The organism is Flammeovirga sp. OC4 (assembly GCF_000812565.1).
Lineage (GTDB): Bacteria > Bacteroidota > Bacteroidia > Cytophagales > Flammeovirgaceae > Flammeovirga.
The window spans coordinates 1-19,539 of sequence record NZ_JTAM01000030.1 but is presented as its reverse complement, the minus strand read 5'-3'; the positions used below and the strand labels follow the sequence as shown (position 1 = coordinate 19,539).

General features: G+C 35.1%; 9 protein-coding genes. 6 read left to right on the top strand and 3 right to left on the bottom strand.

Annotation, left to right across the window (positions count from 1 at the left end; translation table 11 throughout):
* The first annotated feature begins 9 nt into the window (after window positions 1-9).
* Window positions 10-1,677 (top strand): RagB/SusD family nutrient uptake outer membrane protein, encoded by a 1,668-nt coding sequence (locus tag PL77_RS17025; RefSeq protein ID WP_172665886.1) that lies wholly within the window; start codon window positions 10-12, stop codon window positions 1,675-1,677.
* Window positions 1,678-2,161: 484 nt separating this feature from the next.
* Entirely contained in the window at window positions 2,162-3,826 is a 1,665-nt protein-coding gene (locus PL77_RS17020; protein WP_044207883.1) for a right-handed parallel beta-helix repeat-containing protein, read from the top strand.
* 53 nt (window positions 3,827-3,879) lie between these two features.
* Here the strand turns inward: PL77_RS17020 and PL77_RS17015 are convergent, their stop codons facing one another.
* Both PL77_RS17015 and PL77_RS17010 read right to left on the bottom strand, forming a co-directional pair.
* Complete coding sequence (locus PL77_RS17015) at window positions 3,880-5,754, bottom strand: sulfatase-like hydrolase/transferase (protein ID WP_052444505.1); 1,875 nt, start codon at window positions 5,752-5,754, stop codon at window positions 3,880-3,882.
* A gap of 398 nt (window positions 5,755-6,152) precedes the next feature.
* Window positions 6,153-7,301, bottom strand: a complete 1,149-nt coding sequence (locus tag PL77_RS17010; RefSeq protein ID WP_044207881.1) for an acyltransferase — start codon at window positions 7,299-7,301, stop codon at window positions 6,153-6,155.
* A gap of 774 nt (window positions 7,302-8,075) precedes the next feature.
* Between PL77_RS17010 and PL77_RS17005 the strand changes: the two genes are divergently transcribed.
* Window positions 8,076-8,627: a DUF2867 domain-containing protein gene (locus tag PL77_RS17005; protein WP_044207879.1), complete on the top strand. Its 552-nt coding sequence runs from the start codon at window positions 8,076-8,078 to the stop codon at window positions 8,625-8,627.
* Between the two features lie 152 nt (window positions 8,628-8,779).
* Here PL77_RS17005 and PL77_RS17000 read toward each other — a convergent pair whose 3' ends face one another.
* Window positions 8,780-10,204, bottom strand: a complete 1,425-nt coding sequence (locus PL77_RS17000; RefSeq protein WP_172665885.1) for a T9SS type A sorting domain-containing protein — start codon at window positions 10,202-10,204, stop codon at window positions 8,780-8,782.
* Window positions 10,205-10,951: 747 nt separating this feature from the next.
* Between PL77_RS17000 and PL77_RS16995 the strand changes: the two genes are divergently transcribed.
* The 3 genes from PL77_RS16995 (at window position 10,952) to PL77_RS16985 (ending at window position 19,145) form a co-directional block, all read left to right on the top strand.
* Complete coding sequence (locus tag PL77_RS16995) at window positions 10,952-12,847, top strand: sulfatase-like hydrolase/transferase (protein WP_172665884.1); 1,896 nt, start codon at window positions 10,952-10,954, stop codon at window positions 12,845-12,847.
* Between the two features lie 362 nt (window positions 12,848-13,209).
* On the top strand, window positions 13,210-17,406 hold the full coding sequence (locus PL77_RS16990) for an MBG domain-containing protein (RefSeq protein WP_044207874.1): 4,197 nt from the start codon (window positions 13,210-13,212) through the stop codon (window positions 17,404-17,406).
* Between the two features lie 389 nt (window positions 17,407-17,795).
* Entirely contained in the window at window positions 17,796-19,145 is a 1,350-nt protein-coding gene (locus tag PL77_RS16985) for a family 43 glycosylhydrolase (RefSeq protein WP_172665883.1), read from the top strand.
* Window positions 19,146-19,539 lie beyond the last annotated feature (394 nt).

Here is a 19,539-nt window from a genome sequence, read left to right as displayed (position 1 = left end):
AGAATTAAGATGAAAAAAAATATAATAAAATGGGGTGCTATTCTTCTTTTAGGAACTTCAACAGCATGTCATAACCTCCTAGATTTAGAACCTAAAACAGAGTGGACAACAGACAATTTTTATAACACTGAAAAGAAAGCAGATATCGCCGTTGCAGGTATGCTTTCTCAATTGATGGGACCTAATGCTTTTGGAGAAAACCTTTCTATGTCTATGGTATATGGTACTGATGAAGGTTATTATTCAAGGGGTTGGGATGACAATTGGCCTGTTTCTACAAATACTCATGTTTCTAATTCAAGTGCAGTAGAAGGGGCTTGGAGAGCATTATATACCGTGATTAACAATGCTAACTTAATGATTCATCAGATGAATCCTGAAGATTTTTCTGAAGAAAAGTATAACTTTTATATCGCAGAAGCGAAGTTTTTGAGAGCGTTTGCTTATCAAAACTTGGCATCATGGTGGAATGAGGTACCATTAAGAGTGAAGCCCACTTTAGTGCAATCAGACAATTTAATGCCTGCTGCGTCTCAAAAAGAAATTTACGCTCAGATTGAAGAAGATTATAAGTTTGCAATGCAGCACCTTCCTCATTCACAAGATGGAGATTATATTCCTGGCCGTCCTAATAAAATGGCTGCGGAAGGATTATTGGCAAGAGCGTATATGAAAATGGCTGGCTACCCCATGAAGGAAAGCGGTTATTATGATAGTGCACTTGTTCATCTTGAAAACATTATTTACAAAGATGGATGGCATGACTTAAGAACCTCATCCGATGACTCATTAGGATACAGAAAACTGTTTTTGGATTATATTGGGGGAACTTACGAATTAAAGGAATCATTATTTGAGATTACTTATAATAATAACTTGGAAATAGGTATGCCAGGGATGTCTTATATTGGTAATAGCAATGGATTGACATTCGATTACAGAGCACAAGGCCACCCAGGAACCAACCACAGATCGGTACAAGTGTCTCCAGTGATGTCGATGAAATACGAAGGTGATGATAAAAGACGTGAATGGAACATTCCAGGTATTCAATATACTGCTGCTCAAAAAGTAACACGTGTAGCCAATATTTTCGCTCCTCAATACACTCCAGGTAAGTTTAGAAAATGGGAACCTGCCAATTGGGATGATGTCGATCAAGATAACGAGGTGGAGGAGTATGTACTGCTAACAGGCGAAACGATGGTTGAGAGAAATCAATCACCGATTAACTTCCCAATTCTTCGATTTTCTGATGTATTATTAATGTATGCAGAGGCATCCAATGAGAAGTTTGGTAGTCCAACAGCTGAAGCAATTGAGTGTTTAAACCGAGTAAGACGTAGAGCAGGTTTGGAGGATATTGAGATCGCAAACCTTGAAATTATAGCATCTAAGGGGGCATTTTTTGAAGAAATTGTAGATGAGCGATTGAGAGAATTTGCCTTTGAAGGAATCAGAAAGCACGATCTTATCCGTTGGGAAAAGTTGGGTGAGAAGTTACAGGAATTAGATCAAGCAATGAAGGAGCACCCTAGTTATGATCCTGCTTTTTGGACCATTCCAGGTATCACAAGATGTATCAATAACTTTAATCCTGCAAAGCACTTAGAATTACCTTACCCTTTGCAAGAGTTGAATGTAAATACGCAGTTACAACAAAAATCAAACTGGTAATATCGTATTAAGAGAATCGAAAAGTTACTTTTCTTACCTTAAGCATGTCTGATATTTTTACTATCTCAGACATGCTTTTTTTAAAAGTAAATGGTAACACGGTCGTAATCCTAAATACATTTTAAACTACGTTTTCGAATCGTTGTATTTTCGAGAAACCGGGAACTTTCTGCTGATCTGTAGGACACGAAACATTCGTAACAGTGGAGTTTCTACCTAATGCGTTTGGTAGTGTTTTCCTCGGCCTTGAAGGGAAAAGTGAGAGAAATGAAATTTAGTTTTTAATTTCTAAGCCTTGAATTTTTTGCTTCAAAAAAACAAGCTTGAAAGTTGACAATAATTTACATTACTAAATGTATTTCGAAGCAATAGAATATTTAAATTTAGTCTTGGAAGTAAGCGGCATTTGGAAAAAAATACATTGTATAAATGGATTACAACCGTTTATTAATTGTGTGAAACTTAGAATAAAAATGAGATTGAAATGAAGAAACTAATTTACTTAACAATAGGGGTGTTTTTAACCCTTACCTCTAGTGTGTCTGCCACGAATTATTACATTGATGGAAAAGGAGGTAATGATGATAATAATGGGTTATCTAAGCAACAGGCATTTAAAACACTACAGCGTATCAATGAAGTCCAATTGAAGGCAGGAGATAAAGTACGTCTTGCCAATGGTAGTATTTATAGGGGATCACTGATCTTAAAAAACATTTTAGGAAGTAAAAAAAGGTGGGTTACAATTAGTAATTATACTTCGAAGAATCACCCCTCTAATGTACTTCCACATATTGATGCAAAAGGATTTGATAATGCTATTTTTATTGAAAATTCAAAGTTTATCAGCATCAGTAACCTGGAGTTAAGTGCAAACGGTGGACAGTTTTCACCGAAAAAAAATAAAAAAGACAACATGCGATGTGGAGTCCTTTTTTTAGCAACTGATGAGGGAACTTATACCGATATTGAACTTCACCACTTGAAAGTTTCGGAGGTGTATTTAATGGAAGAAGGCTATGTAAGAGGAAAGAAAGAAGTTTTTACACCCAACGGTACACAAGGGTATGGTTGGGGCATTCGATTTTTGAGTAAAAATAAAGAAGGCCAAATCCAAAATATTACAATTAGAGATTGTGAGGTAAGTAATGTGACGCATACCGGTATTAAGGTAAATGGCAAAGGACGAAATATAAAAGACGTGAGCATTCTGAATAATCGAATTTTTAAAACTGGTGGCCCAGGAATGCAATTTGGAGGTATGATGGATGGACATATCGCACACAATAGTGTCGATCACTCTGGAAATAATGAAGATTCTAGAAAGTGGGGTAGAGGTAGTGGTCTCTGGACTTGGGGTTGTGACCGTGTTTTAATTGAACATAATGAATTTAGAAATGCAAATGGCCCAGCTGATTCGGCCGGTTGTCATATTGATTTCAATTGCTCCAATGTGATTGTACAATTTAATTTGAGTGTCAATAACGCAGGCGGGTTTTGTGAGATTTTAGGCAACAATTACAATTGCGCTTACCGCTACAATGTAAGTGTCAACGATGGGCATAGAGTGAAGAAAAAGGGAGTAGCTTCTCAAGAAGGAAAAGTATTTTGGTTGAGTGGTTTCAATGGTAAAGGTAAAGAAAGGAAAGGTCCATACAACAGCTATTTTTATAATAATACAATTTATGTAAAGGGTGATCAGCAAGTCAAAGTAGCGGTTGATAGAGCATCAAAAGGGGTATTGATTGCTAATAATATCTTTTATATTGAAGGAACCTCAAAACAAGTATTGGGAGATCAATACAAACCAGAAAAGCAGGGAGAATCACTACTTGAACATATTATTTTTGAAAATAACTTATTCCTTAAAGAAGGGAATTGGCCCAAAGAAGCATCAATTCAGGATGAAAATCCTACTTTTGGTGACCCGAAATTTATTAATAAAAATGGTACTGAGTTAGTTGATTATATACCTCAAAATAAGCTTTTAATTCAGGGTAAGGGAATTGATATTTCACTCCTACCACAAGACATAAAGGGGCTTTATATTGGCATGGAAGTAAAGAAGGATATTCTAGGTAATAAACTGAATGGAAAGCCTGATTTTGGTGCTATTCAGTTTGATGAAAAACTTCTTAAAACACAATAAAAAAGAGGGATGAATACGGTTTTTGTATTCATCCCTTTTCTTTTTCGAAGGTTTTATTTAGTGTACTTTGGAATAATATTTTTAGGAATATCTAGCTTTTTATCATCTGCACCTTCTGCAAAATCACTGAGTGCATACGTGTTGGGTTTTGACCAATCACATTCAATTCTGCGATCACCTAAAACAATAGTTCCTAGCTTTTGTCTAAACCATTCAGCCAAAGCTTTGTATTCCTTATCATTGGCTACATTATTACGTTCAAGTGGATCAACTCTTAAATCATATAAGGCCAACTCAGCTTTCTCCACTGGACATTTTAAAGCCCATTGAATATTTTTATTATCCTTAGAATTGTTAGTAGGTCGAGTACGCATAGAGAAGGCAAACTGATTAGAACGTAAGTAGGCTCTATGTCCCACTACCACTTTAGTTTCCCCAAGCGTGTAATCTCTTTTTTCTTTCTTTGATTGAATGAAGTCTTGTAGTTTCATCCCATCTAAATAATCATATTTCTTAGCACTGATATCTTCTCCTGTCGCAGATAAAATGGTAGGAGCGATATCCACATATTCGATTAGCTGATTTCGGACTAACCCCGCAGGAACTTTCTTTTTATCAGAAGAGACCACTACCATTGCACCGTTAGTAGATTGTTTCCAACCTGTAAACTTGGCTTCAATACCTTGCTCGCCCAAGTGCCATCCATGATCACCCACAGTGAAAATGATCAAGTATTCTTGATTATTCTTCTCACAGTACTTTTTAAATGCTTCTACAGCTCTTCCAATCAATGCATCACCATGTGCACAGAAAGCGTAATAATCTTGAATGGTTTGCTGAATCTCCTGTTTGGTCATCTTTGTCATATTCATATTATTATGCATTTTTTGAAGCTGAGGAGGCATTTTATCATATTCCATCTTTTCAAACTCAGGGACTTTGTATTTTTTCTTTTTGAAAATATCCCTTTGATTTTTTGGAGGAAGAATAGGAGTGTGAGGCAGGTGGAAGGATAGATTAATCATCTGAGGAAGATCAGCATTCGCCCCTTTTACTTTTTTACCCCAAGCTGTAGTAAATTCTTTGCCTTGATTTTCTAAATAAGCAGCAAACTCATCGACTACTTTAGCGTCTACGGTTTGATGGGCTGGCATTGGATTCTCACCACCAATAATTAAAGTGGTATTTGAGCGGGTATATGAACGAAGGATTTCAAACTCTTCTTCTATTCGTTTACGAGTTTCTATATCCTCTGTACTGACTTCACCATGGTTTTTCTTCACAAAGTATTTTTCAATTTCACCATTAGGGCGTTTCAACTTTTCCTGTTTACCTAGGTTGGTTACTTTATTATTTACTTTTCCAAAAGAAAGATCTCCCCATAAATCACCTACATTATTTTTTTGTAAGTCATGTTTAAAATGCACCGTGTACTCATAATGGTGTGCACTATAAAACCCTTGTCCAGGTCCCCAGCGGTAAATGTACTCTCCAGATTTTCCAAATTGAGCGGTTTGATACCCTGTTTTCTGTAAGATTTGAGGGAAAGAGGGTTGTATAAAATCGGGGTTTTGATGCGTTTGTTCAAAGGCATAATGTCCCGTTCTAAAAGGGTATCTGCCTGTAATCATTGACCCCCTAGAAGGGCCACATACTGGGGCATTACAAAAAGCATTGGTAAAAAGTACGCCTTCACTTGCTAGTTGATTAATGTTAGGAGAAGACACATAACCAAGAGGACTTTCTTTCTGACCATATACAGCTTCATTGTAACATTCCAAGGCATCAGGACGGTGGTCATCTGTGATGATCCATAAAATATTGGGTCTCTTTTTTTTAGGAGGGTTATTCTTGGGTGCGTTAAACCCAAAAACAATAAACAGAGTAACAAAGGCTACAATGTTGTAGTGCTTGTAATTTTGTTTCATTTCGTTAAAATTTTCACGTCTAGTAGTCACAACTAGGTCAATCCGATCTGAGAATATTTGGCTTATATTTCTTCAAAAGAATCTATGTAAATTGAGAAAATCAAAATACTTAAGTACAAACCATAGAGGTATAATAATAGTCATTCACGTACGTCCCTCTTTCACTTTCTGAAAACGTTTTCCCTAGTAATTATTTAAAATATTTGCATTCCTAATTTGAGATAAAAAATGTAGTAATTGGCTGATAGAATTTGGAAAAACGATACACACTCGATTTCTAACCTTTCTTTTAATGAAAACCTCCCCCTTTTTTCAATTCTTGAATTAAAGTGTAGAAGAAAATGACATAAAAAAAGCCCACGATAATTGTCGTGAGCCGTTCGTATATTTCATTCAATTTAATAGCCTGAATTCTCATAGGTTTCCACCATTTTTTCTTGTTTAATGGTAGCCCTTCTTAACCATTTTTTGAGTCTTACTTCTACATGAATACTGAGAGGTATCGCAAATAATCCCACTATAACGAGGTAGGCAGAATGCAAACTAAAAAACTCTATAGGTGTAAAATCTTCAATATGTAAGAAAGCTTTCCAATGCGGAAAAACAAACCAAAAGAAAAAGAAGCTAAGACTATTCACCATACTTATTGAAAATGTGATTTGTCCAATTGCTCTTACAATAGATATTTCAAATATTTCTTTTACTTTTCCATCATTGTAAGCTCCTGACAGTATCAAAAGTCCAAAGACAGGAAGGATAAAGAGATCGTAAATTTTAAAATGAAATACCAAAGCAACCATCACTATACTGAGTAGAAAAGAAAAGTCTTTGCTTAAAAATTGGTATCCAAATTTATGTTTGTAAAGGTAATAGATGTTCGCACCAAGAATAAATTCAAATAAACATCTTAGAAAACCAAAGTCCCAAGTGATATCAAGGTTTTGATGAGGATGAAAGTGTACTAGAGTCGCTAATCCAGCCAAAGCCAATAATGAGGTAATCACAACAGATAGCAGACGTTGCCTTCCTAAAAAGCCAAGGAAAAACACAGAAAGGACATAGGTCCACCAAACTGCACTTATAATCCAAGCAGGTAAGTTCCATGAAAGGGAATTGTAAGTGTTTACAGAACCCAACATAAAAATTCGACTTGGGAGTGCTTCGTAAGAAAAATACGTATGCCAACTGTCATCGATCAGCCAGGGAAATACACTACCGAAAAAGTCGGTACTCAACATTATCACACATAGTAATAACAAATGTATGGGATAAATACGACTGAACCTATTCCATAAAAAGCGGCGCACTTTTTCAGCCTTAATGCCATCTTTAAAATTATCACCATGTGTATGTAGTATAAAAAAACCGCTAAGTAGGAAGAAAAAATCCACCCATAAGTAACCTTGAGAAATAATGCCTGAGGATTGTCTTGAAATAATAGTTCCTAAATCTCTGTTATAAGTACAAATATCAACGTAGTAGAAAAGAGACCAAAACACCGCAAATCCTCTGAGAGCAGTTAATGTAGAAATATATTGTTTGCTCATTTTAAAATCCAATTATTAAGTGTAGTACTTTTTTCAAAAGTAGGTATTTTTAAATATAAAAATAAGAGGAATTGAGTGAGTGGTAGGATTTATTGAGTGAGTGACCAAAAAAAGGGTAATGTCTTCAAAAACACTACCCTTTTTACAATTTAAGCTCTACTTTTAGTTAGATCTTAACCTTTTTGATCTTTTGATTTGTTGAGTTTGGAGATTGCAACTTGAACCTCTGTATAGCGTTTTCTTTCATTATACATTTCATGTTGCTCGGTTGTTTTTTCTCTGAAGTCTTTCATGTTGTTATTTATTTTAAGGTGAAGAAAAATGTGTTGGTTAACTCTGATAGTTGCCCTTATTAACGTTATTGCTCAACTTTGAAAGGAGTGTAATACTGCCTTCAAGCTGACGCTTAGCAGTTTCAAATTGTTAGATAATTTATCGATTTGTGTTGCTTTTACGTTGACCTAATTTAAGGAAAAAAATACCTTTTTGAAAGAAATGGAGTGTCATTTTTGTGACTATTCCAACGTGTTACGGTGAAGCTAATTTTACGTTTTAGCTTTTTGATTCTTGTCAAAATACAACTATATATATTTTTGATAAAACGGATGATTTACTTGGTTTTATTTGTTGTTCATCTTTAAAAAATACAATGTCGTGTAGAATGAAAATGATATATTCTTCTATAGAATAAAATCATTCAATAATTGGTAAACCGTCTTGTTTTTCTAAGTATTATAGTAGTACTTTATCCTTCGGAACTAACATCACTAAATAATGAACATTACAAAAACGCTGTTACCAAAACAGTCTCTACTACACCAAACTGACTTTGAATATGCTGATAGCTTTCAAGGAACAATAAATGATCAGAAAGGGCAATTGAGTACAAAAGATATCGGAAAAGCCTTTTTCAACTCTGCTCCAAAATGGACAGAACACCTTTTTACTTTACGGAACAAATTAGTGGCTGTATTTGGGTTGAAAACCTCAGGGAAAATGCAAGGTAAAGCAGCACAGTTAGAAAATTTTCGTTGTGAACCCAATGAGCAAATAGGGTTATTTAAAGTCTATCATCGTAATGAAAATGAAGTGATATTAGGTGAGGATGATCGTCATCTTAATTTTAGAGTTTCATTGTATTTCGCTCCTTCAATAGAACACGAAAGTTTGAGAAACTTGACCATCTCTACTACAGTTTATTTTAATAACTTTTTGGGTAAACTATATTTTTTACCTGTCAAACCATTTCATCAATTGATCGTGCCTGCGATGTTGAAGGGAATCATCCGTAATCTTGAAGAGCAGCTAGTAACAGAAAAGAATTAATCATAGTTTTTTATATAAAAAAAGACTGACTCTCATTGGAGAATCAGTCTTTTACTTTTTAAAGAAATATATCGTTTTTGGTAATAGAAATTGGTTTTTATACTGTGAATACTTAATCTATTGCATATTTACTACCATGTAAAGCAGTGTCTTTATTGTTTGGAAATACGTTTTGAGGTACCATTGAAATGAACGTAATAAATCCCTTTCTGAAACTTCGTAATGTCGATTTGCTTTCCATACCCTGAAAGAATCTGAGCTCCAAAAGAATTATAGACCTTATAGTTTACTTTCTGAGAGAGATTAACTATTCCCGTTGTAGGATTTGGATATACTGTTATTTCTTCTGCCGTAAGATTTTGAACAGAAAGTGAAGTGACGGTATTGCACATATTTTCATCCCAGTTCTCCCAAGGGTCTAGTTTTGAAAGGTAACTATTATTGAAACTTGAATAGGCATTTTTGATTGTATTTTGTTTACTCTGAGAAGCGTTATAATAGTCTACATTAGACCATGTAAAACCTCCAGAGTAGTTTCCTTTCCATAAAGCTTTGTAAGCCTCTAACAACGTAAATGCATCGCTATTTTTTGAAGTGGCGGCTATTCCGTCAATTGGAAATTCACCTGCTATGGTAGGTTTGTAGTCAAATCCCCAATCAGGTCTGAGTTTCCACATACCATTTGAGAAAGGAGAATTTGCGGTATTGTGACTATTAGGGTAGTATTGAATTTGGTTGATATCAAGTGTCCCGTCACTATCTCCTCCATGATAAACAAGTGAACTATTATTGTATTGATAGATCAGTTCGGCAGTACCGGAAACAGAGCAGATGACACCTGGTAAGTTACGATGTAATGCGCCTGAGACACGGTTCACAAACTTTCTTAAAGTGTTTAGGCGGATTGTCTTATCAGACCAAGAACCATAAGGAACATCTTGTGAGGAAGTCATACCGTAAGCTTCATTGATAATGACAAAGCCAAGTAGAGCAGGATGAGTTCCAATTTTAGTACACATAGGGTTAATGACCTTGTTGATATAATTTTGTATACCATAGTCAGTGGTCATCATTTTGTAATTGTTGTTCACACGGTCACCATTACGAATACCACCTATTACATTATCTTCACCACCCCAACCATATTTCAGAAAGTGGGCAGTAGATAATACAACTTGCACCATCAATCCATTTTGATAAGCCAAGTCAAGTCCTGTTTTTAAATTGTTGAAACAATTTGGTCTTAAACCGGTCACATTACCGTTAGCATCCCATTCAAAATCTAAACCTTTTAAAAAGGCATTCCAACGGACAGCATTGGCTCCCATGGCTTTGGCATCTTTCATTTGTTGTTGAGTGAGACTCTTATTAAACTTTGAAAGCTGCATACCACTACTTTTGTCATTGTCTACCATACCGGACAAAAAGAATCTACGGTCAGTACCATCATTGAGTACTAGAAATGAGCCTTTCACCTTTACAGGGAAATTATACTCACAACTACTATTGCTTTGTGCAAAAGACTGAGAGAATCCAAAAAAGCTGGTCAAAAGGAGAGTAATAATAACTCTTTTCATAACATACATAAGTTAAAATAATGAGAAAGTATGGCTTCATTTCTTAAAAAAATAATGAGGCCATTGATTTAATATTTTAATTTTATTGTAATAGAATTTTCAAAACAAATTAATTAAAATCAATTGTGATTGTTGTTAAATATTGTGCTGAAATATGATGAAAAATCACCTTTTTTTGTAGTGTAAATAGAACATTTTTTCTATGTAGTTAAATTTATACTTATTGTGATAAATATTTCCTGACCGCTTTATTTCTTAAACTAAGAAGGAGAATCTATTGATAAAAAAATATTACAAGGTGAGGGAGTATTTATTTTGATAGTAAAAAAAAACACCCCAAAAACTTACTTATTAACATTAAAAAGGCTGTTTTTGATAAAAAATAGCATAATTAAATTTTTACATTTTGTACATTCTCTAACGAGGAGTCTGATGAATAATGAAAATATCCATATTGACTTTAATAGTATCAAGTACATTTGAATAACAATCGCTGATAATGATATGAAATGTAAAATTATTATAAATCGATATTAATCAAATAAGTGATATAAATTTTGAATTAATTGTAATTATTTATGTCTTATTTTTTATTGAAATAATATTGAATATTTAGTTTAACAAACTATTAGTGAATGTGTTTTTTTGTTATCCATAAAAAAAGAAATTTAAAGTAGAGACAGAATAATTGATTTAGGCTCCAGACATGATAATAGAATGGAGGTGTCAATTGAAAAAAACATTATTATGAACTTAAAATTAACACTACTTGATATAGTCTATAATCACAAAACGAAGAGAAGTGATAGATCTCTAAGCAGAACTGTTATTGCTTCTTTTCATAAGCTTACTATCTGTTCTTTTTTATTTTTACTAACTGGGTCTTTATTCGCAACTCCTCCAGTAAAAAAGAAACAGCCAAAAAGACCTAATATCCTAATTATCCAAATGGATGATGTGGGCTTTGATGATTTATCAATCAATGGAAATACAGTAGCAAAAACACCAAATATTGATAAGCTTGCTAAAGGTTCTGTTCAATTCGATAACTTTTATGTGGCCAATGTTTGTGCTCCTACAAGAGCAAGTTTGTTGACTGGTAGAGACTATTGGAGAACAGGCGTAACAGGTGTTCATGGTGGCAATGACTTTTTAAATTTGAATGAGACTACTTTTGCCGATTTGATTCAGCAAAATGGTTATGCTACCGGAATGTGGGGAAAATGGCACACTGGTAAAGCGGAAGGTTATTGGCCATGGCAAAGAGGTTTTGATGAAGCTTTTTATGCTAAGTTATACAAACATTACCCAAGTCAAGGTTGGGTAAATGGCGATCCTGTAAAGTACGAAAAGTGGTCTGATGAGCAATTGGTGGATATGGCAATTGATTTTATGAAGAAAAATAAGAATAAGCCATTTTTAGCCTATTTATCATCATTAAGTACACACGGAAAATGGGCAGCTCCAGAAGAGTTGGTTCAGAAATATATGACCGCTGGCAGGACGAAGGATTTTGCAACGTTATTGGCAATGCAAGAATTTGCAGATCAACAAATCGGGAGACTTTTAAAATACCTGGAAACATCAGGTTTGGATGAGAAAACCGTGGTGATTTTTATGTCTGATAATGGACCGATTCCTCAAAAAGAATCAGCTGAAGAATGGGCCTTGAGAAACAACCACGAATATATTGGTACAAAAGCAAGAAACTGGAAAAATGGTATTAAATCTCCATTGTATGTACAATACAAAGGAAAGTACCAACCTGCAAATGTTGAATTGATGTGTTCAATCACAGATATCTTCCCTACGTTATTGGAGTTGACAGGTACACAATTACCAAGTAGTAACTTACCATTGGATGGTAGAAGTATGGTAGGGTGTTTTGAAGGAAAAGTAGAGGAAGTAGCACCTAAACAAGCTTTCTTCACCAATAGATACCCTATCAGAGAGGAAAAAAATGAATATGCACCTTACGCTAAGGATGAGAAGTATAATTATGATTTCGAGAGACAAAGAATCACTTTAATTAGAGATGATTATAAATTGAGTTTAAATCCTATTGCCTCTCCCAATTCACCAAAACCGGTAAATAAATTGGTACTCATTGATCATAAAAATGATTTGTTGGAGCGAACAAATATTGTCAAAGATCATCCAGAAGTGGCTGAGTCTATGAAGGCAACAATGAAAGAGTGGTTTCAATCTATCGTTGATGATCAAAATACTTTCCAGGAGAAAGTGGCTTTTATTGGGCATCCAAGTTCAGATAAAAAGCAGTCGGTGTTGAGAGCGGTATTAATGGACAACTCAGAAGGTTTTGAGAATCATTCCCATCATGTTAAGTTTCCAGAAAATGGTAAAGGATATATTGATTACAATGTATTGGTACAAGACGGAGGAGAATATACTTTGAAATTGGTGATCAGTAAGCAAAAGGTAAATACGCCTTTCACGCTCACATTTACCGCAAATGGAAAGGAATATCCTTACCACTTTAATGGGAAAGCAACTCATCTGACAAAGAAAATTACATTGAAGAAAGGATTCCAAAGTATTCGGGTTTCAATAGATGAAGATACATCAGGTCTAAAAGGTGTATTCTTTAAAGACATGTTTTTTAATTTAAAGAAATCAATTTAGGTTTTATAGAATAATACTTGTCAAATACTTCTTGATATTACGTTTTCTTTTATAGAAGTCAGAGACTTCTAAAGATTTTAAAAGCACAAGTGACGCTTATCGGCTTAACACTTGCGCGAATGTTATGTGCTAGCAACATTCGTGTCCTGAAGATCAAAAGAAATTTCCTGATTTCTATACTCTAAAAATGTTGAATTGAAGTATTACAAATATTAATGACGTGTCAAATAAATAGTGTGTAAACAAAAGCTGAAGGGAAGTACGATGTATTTCTCTACTTCCCTTCACGTTTTTTAGAGCTGTACTTAGCTCACTTATAAGCAAAAATTGAATTATTTACTTACATCATTAAAATTTAGGTAATGGAAAGAATTATACTCTTCAAGATTTCCTCTATCCTGGCATTTCTTGCTCTTATTTTTAATACAGGTAATGCAATTGCCCAAGAGGAGGCATTTTATGTAAACACCACAACGGGGATAGATAACGTAGCCACTCACGGTTTATCAGCCGATTCACCCTGGGCAACTTTAGAATTTGCTTTAGCTCAATTTGCGACAGATGGAGCGTATGCGTCCCAAAGTGAATTCAATATTTATATTAGTGGAATCGCTAAAGCAGATGCTGGATCTACTTCATTGACTACCTTATCAGGTGAAAACAAAGTATTCAACTTTTATGGGGAAGGTCCAAATGCAAGTTTTATAGAACCTTCAGACGATTACAATTCAGACGTACAAGGTTTTGAAATCAATACTACAGTGTCTTTCAATGATATCACGGTCAGAAATTATTCGACAATGACTTCTGATGTCAATGGTCCAGCTTTCAAAGTAAATGCTTCAGGACAGTTAACGCTGAATAATGTCAATGTGGTAAACAACCACGGAAATAATAAAGGCGGGGCGATTTACTCAAAAGGTAAGCTAAAGATTCATAACTCTTACCTTTCTGAAAATACCACTCACGCCAACGGTTCTGTACTGTATGTGGATGAAGGAGAACTGGAAATTATTAATTCAATAATTACAAATAACACATTAAGAAATACAGGTTGGACAACCGGAGCGGTAACTTTGATTACACAATCAGAGAAGTTTATCACGAGTATTAAGATGATCAACAATACGATCTACAACAACTTTAATTCTGGTAATGGTGGAGTAGTTGGTGTATTTGTAAATGAACAAAGTTCGGGAATTGACCAAATTACTTTAGCGAATAATATTTTCAGTAAAAGTATCAGAGGGAACAAAAGTAGTACGAACAGTTTTGAGTGGAAAGGAAAACGTTCGAATGATGTGTATACTACTTTAGAAATTCAAAATAACTTTATTGATAAGACAAATGAATCAGGAAGTTTTACAGGTAATGGTAACATCTTAGATGATGCACAAAATGATAATATTCTTATAGATCATAACTTCGTTAGTTCCAATGGAGGTAACTATTTGAAGATTGCAGTCAATAGTCCATTGATTGATGCAGGTAATGACTCTTATGCACCAGTTGAAGATAAAAATGGCCAGACGAGAGTAGGTACTGCTGATATTGGAGCAGTTGAATTTATGCCTTTAGAAGGTGATGATTTTTATATTGATGCTCAAAATGGTCACGATTCAAATGCAGGAACAATGGAAGCTCCTTTCAAAACATTGGAACATGCAAAATACCATTTAATGGGCTATACCGGAAAGACATTATGGATGAAAGGTACTTTCAATGTGAGTGATTTGATGATCAGTGAAGGGGAAGAAATTACTTTCAAAGGATGGGGAGAACATGCCGTTTTCAACCCTGTAACTACAGGCCGTTTTCTAGAGGTAAATGGTACAGTGACGTTAGATCGAGTGACAGTTTCTGGTTATTCATACACAGAAAATGGAGGTGCTATCACGGTAGGAGAAGAAGGAACATTGAACGTTTTGAATTCTATTTTCACAAACAACTCAGTTGTGGATGGTGAGAGAGTATTGTTTGGTGGAGCTATTTTAAGCTCAGGTGTTTTAGAGGTACATAATTCTTATTTTGCAGAAAATGAAGCATCAAGTAGAGGTAGTGCTATTGCTGCCGCTTCGGGTACTTTCATCATGAAAAACACAACGGTATACAACAACTTTACACATTCTGGACAAGGTGCTGTAGCTATTTATTCTAATACAAAACAAACGACTAAACTAACTTTAGAGAATAACTCTATCATTGGTAATTATAGCCAAAAAGAGGGGGAACCTATTTCGGGTACGTCCGGTGTATTGCTTAATGATTATAATAATCCTATTGAAATTGTAAACTTCAGTAATAACTTAATTTATAGTAAATACAGCCCGTTGAGTGCTAGTTGGTCTGCTGATATAGGTACTTCAAGCGCCAATATTATTACAGAAAATACAGCGACTTTTAGACATAATGTTTTCCAAAATAAAAGTGGAAATATGACGGTTCCTGAAGGCCAAAATAATATTATCGTAGCAGACGGTGATTTGACTGTGGATGAGCAAATGAATGTAGCAAGAGAGTTATCAACAAACCATTTTGGAGTAAAGTATTTGGCACTTTTAGAAAGTAGTATTGCCATCGATGCCGGCGACATTACATTAGGAACCGATAAGGATATCAATGATAAAAATATCAGAAACGAAAGAGACGCCGGAGCTTACGAGTTTGGTGGGTTTGATGTTGCTACTATTACATTAGATAATGCAACTACGGTTTATACTGGAAGTGAAATTCAACCTTCTTTTACTATAAAAGACAATGAAGAAAATGATATCACAGATATTGTAAGCTATACAGCGACTTATAATGGTGAAACTTCAGCTCCTATTAATGCAGGTGAATATGAAGTGGTAGTTACAGTAGACGATGCAGGGTATTATGGAACAACTCAAAGTACATTTACAGTAACCAAAGCCAAAGGGGTAATTACAATTTCAGAAGAAGATTTAGCTGTAGAGTACAATGGTGATCCACAAGAGGTAAATGCAACATCCGCCTATGCTTATACATCAAAGTATAAAGATGCAGAGGGAACGGATTTAGCTGAAGCACCTACTAATGTTGGAGAATATCAAGTGACGGTTTCAATTAATGATGCAAATTACACAGGAGAATATTCTGATACATATATCATTACCAAGGCAAAACCTATAATTTCGATTTCAGATTTAGTATATACTTACAATGGCAATGCTCAATCTACAACTGTATCGGTTACGGGTGTTAAAGATGAAGATTTATCGTCTTTCACTACAGTAATTTATACTCAGTCAGAAACGGAAGTCACACCTATAGAAATCGGAGAATATATGGTAAATGTGAGTGTGTCGTCTGATAATTATGAAGGGTCTTCTACTGCTATTTTAGAAATCAAAGACAAGTTAGAGGCGAAAATTACAGCAACGTCAAGTACAATTTATAATGGATCAGCTCAAGCCGTGTCTTATGAAATAACGGATCAAAATGACACTCCTATCTCGGTCAATGAGGTCACAGTTACTTACAATGGTACCACTGAAGTTCCAGTCAATGCAGGTTCTTATGATTTGGTGATCACGATTGATGATCCAGAATATAAAGGGGCCTATGCATCAACTTATACTATTGAGAAAGCTACACCAACCATTTCGATTTCAGATTTATCATATATTTATAATGGATCAGATCGAGAGGCTACGGTTATAGTAACAGGCATCAACAGTGAAGATTTATCGTCTTTCACTACAGTAACTTATACTCAGTCAGAGACAGAAGTTACCCCCAATGTAGTTGGAGAATATATGGTAAATGTGAGTGTGTCGTCTGATAATTATGAAGGGTCTTCTACTGCTATTTTAGAAATCAAAGACAAGTTAGAGGCATCTATAGTTATTAAAAGTACAAGTAAAACCTATAATGCTGAAGCACAAGCGATAGAGTACACAATAACGGATAATGAGGGGCAAACTATTTCAGTTGATCAAATCGATGTCACTTATAATGATGTAAATGAAGTACCAATTAATGCAGGTATTTATCAAGTGATGATCACAATTTCTGATGATATTTATAAAGGCTCGATCGAAAGCACATACACTATCGAAAAGGCAGTAGCAGAGTTAACAATTTCTGATTTAGAACATATTTATGATGGAACAGAAAAATCAGTTACAGTGTCTACAGACGTGGAAAACTTACAAGTTACAGTTACCTATGATGGTGAAGAAACAGTTCCTGTAGAAGTGGGTGAATATGAGGTGATTGCTACCATAGTAGAGGATAATTACGAAGGTTCAGCAACTGCGACTTTAAAAATCACGGAAGAAGAACCACCTTTATCTGTAGAGGATGAGTTATTAGGAGTAAGTGTTTACCCAAATCCAAATAACGGAGAATTTACAGTAGATCTAAGTGGTACTTCAGGATCTTTAGTGGCATACACGATCAGTGGAGTAGAAGTATATGCTACTGAAATAATGAATAAGAGTGTGATCAAATTACCATCCACTTACAAAGGTGTATTGATCCTAAAAATTGTCAGTGGAACAAAGGCTAAGATTCAAAAAATTCATGTGAAATAGATTGATGTGGTTTTAGTGGATTAGTGTTTCGTGCACCATAGTTTAACGATGGTGCACGTTTTTAGAAATCAGGAGATTCCTAATGATCCATAAGACACGAATGAGGCTATCGCTTAACATTCGTGCCATTGAAAGGAAAATACCATATCGCAAGTGTTAAGCCGCTAGGCGCCACTTGTGATGATGAATTGGCGAAGTCTCCTGACTTCGAAGCAAAACAAAAATGTAATTCGAAGTCGGGAGACTTTGCCAAAAATAAGTTCCAAGTGATGCTATCGCTTAACACTTGAAACATAAAAAAGCTTACAAAAAAATAGAAAAAGCGTCCACAACCTAGGATGCTTTTTCTGTTTCCATCCCATGTTAAAATAAACAAATACAAATCAAGTATGAAAAACAAACTAATACTGTTGTTACTACTAGTAACACTAAGTGTGAACTACTTATACGCACAAAAACCACTTTTAAGCCATACCTATGCCGCTGACCCTTCAGCACATATTTGGCCCAATGATACGACTACTTTATGGTTATACACATCACATGATGAACCGGGGACGAATTCTCACAAAACCATGAACAGCTACCACGTATTTTCAACCAAAGATTTAGTCAATTGGATTGATTACGGACGTGTACTTTCCGCTGATGATATCCCTTGGGCAAGTAGCATGGCATGGGCTACGGATGCCGTTCAATGGAAAGGAAAGTACTATTTGGTACACTGTATGAAAGAAAGAGCAACAGGCACTACAAGAACAGGTTTAGCAGTCAGTGATTTCCCACAAGGACCATTTGTAGATGCAGGTTACATTAAAGGAGTTGATTTTGGTCAAGATCCCGCTCTTTTTGTGGATGATGATGGCAGGGCTTATTTGTATTGGGGAGCTGGCTCAAAGTGTTATGGAGCAGAATTGACACATGATCTTAGAGCCATCAAAGAATCTACATTAGTAGATCTAACGGATCAATTATTTGAAGTATTTGAAGGCCCTTGGGTGCATAAATACAAAGGGAAATATTATCTGTCTTACCCAGGATTACCTGATAATAAATGGCCAGAACAAATGTATTATGCTACAGCAGACAAGCCATTAGGTCCATATACCTACCAAAAAGTCTACATCCCTCACTTTAAAATGAGATCAGGAACCAATCACGGATCTATTATCAAATGGAAAGGAGATTGGATTGCTTTCCACCATAGCTCACACCTTTCAGAAGGTAACTCTTCGTGCCGTAATTTATTAGCAGATTGGTTAACGTATGACGAAAATGATGTAATCAATGCCATCACTGATCCAAAAGGATTAGGTTTAGCAAAAAAGACAAATGTGACAATTCTTCTAGAAGCAGAACATGCACCATTACAAGGAGGGAAATTAGATGGTACTTACAATGCTCACATAGAACCAGGTTATACAGGAACAGGGTATATTACAGGTTTTGAAACCAAGTTTAATTCCGTAGAAGTATTAGCCCAAGTTGCCAAAAAAATGAAGGCTGACCTAACCATTAGAATCAATGCGAAAAACGATTTCCTTGCAGATATTTTTGTGGGTCCAATAGTAATTAATAAAGAGTGGGGAGGTATGAAAATCAAGAAAACTGACGGTTGGGAAGAAATCACTTTCAAGAATGTTCAACTAGAAGCAGGAGATAATAAAATTAAGTTCCAAGCACACAAAGATGCAAACCTAAAAGTGGACTGGTTTAAGGTTGTTCCTTTGAATGATTAATAAATTCTAGCATCTGTAATGCCCTGAAAAAACGATACAGTTTTTCAGTGAATTAATTTCGATATAAGACTCAATAATTTAAAAATGATTGGGTCTTTTTTATAGGTAGCCTTCAGTTTTTATTTCGCTACCGCGGGTTCCTCAAATTTTTCGATGCAAAATTGATTCGCTTCGCTGTCAATTTCACCTCAATAAATTTCGAGGCTCATTGTGTTACTTTTACAGTCCGATAAGTCCTTCGTTTCTCACTTCTTGTTTTATGCATCTGAGTAGGAGTTTTCATATAACATGACATGTGCGGTCTTATAAAATTATATGTTTTTATACACTCTTTTAAATAGGCTTCAAATACTATTTCATAACTAACTTCAATATTTTAAAGAAGTTTTCAGCC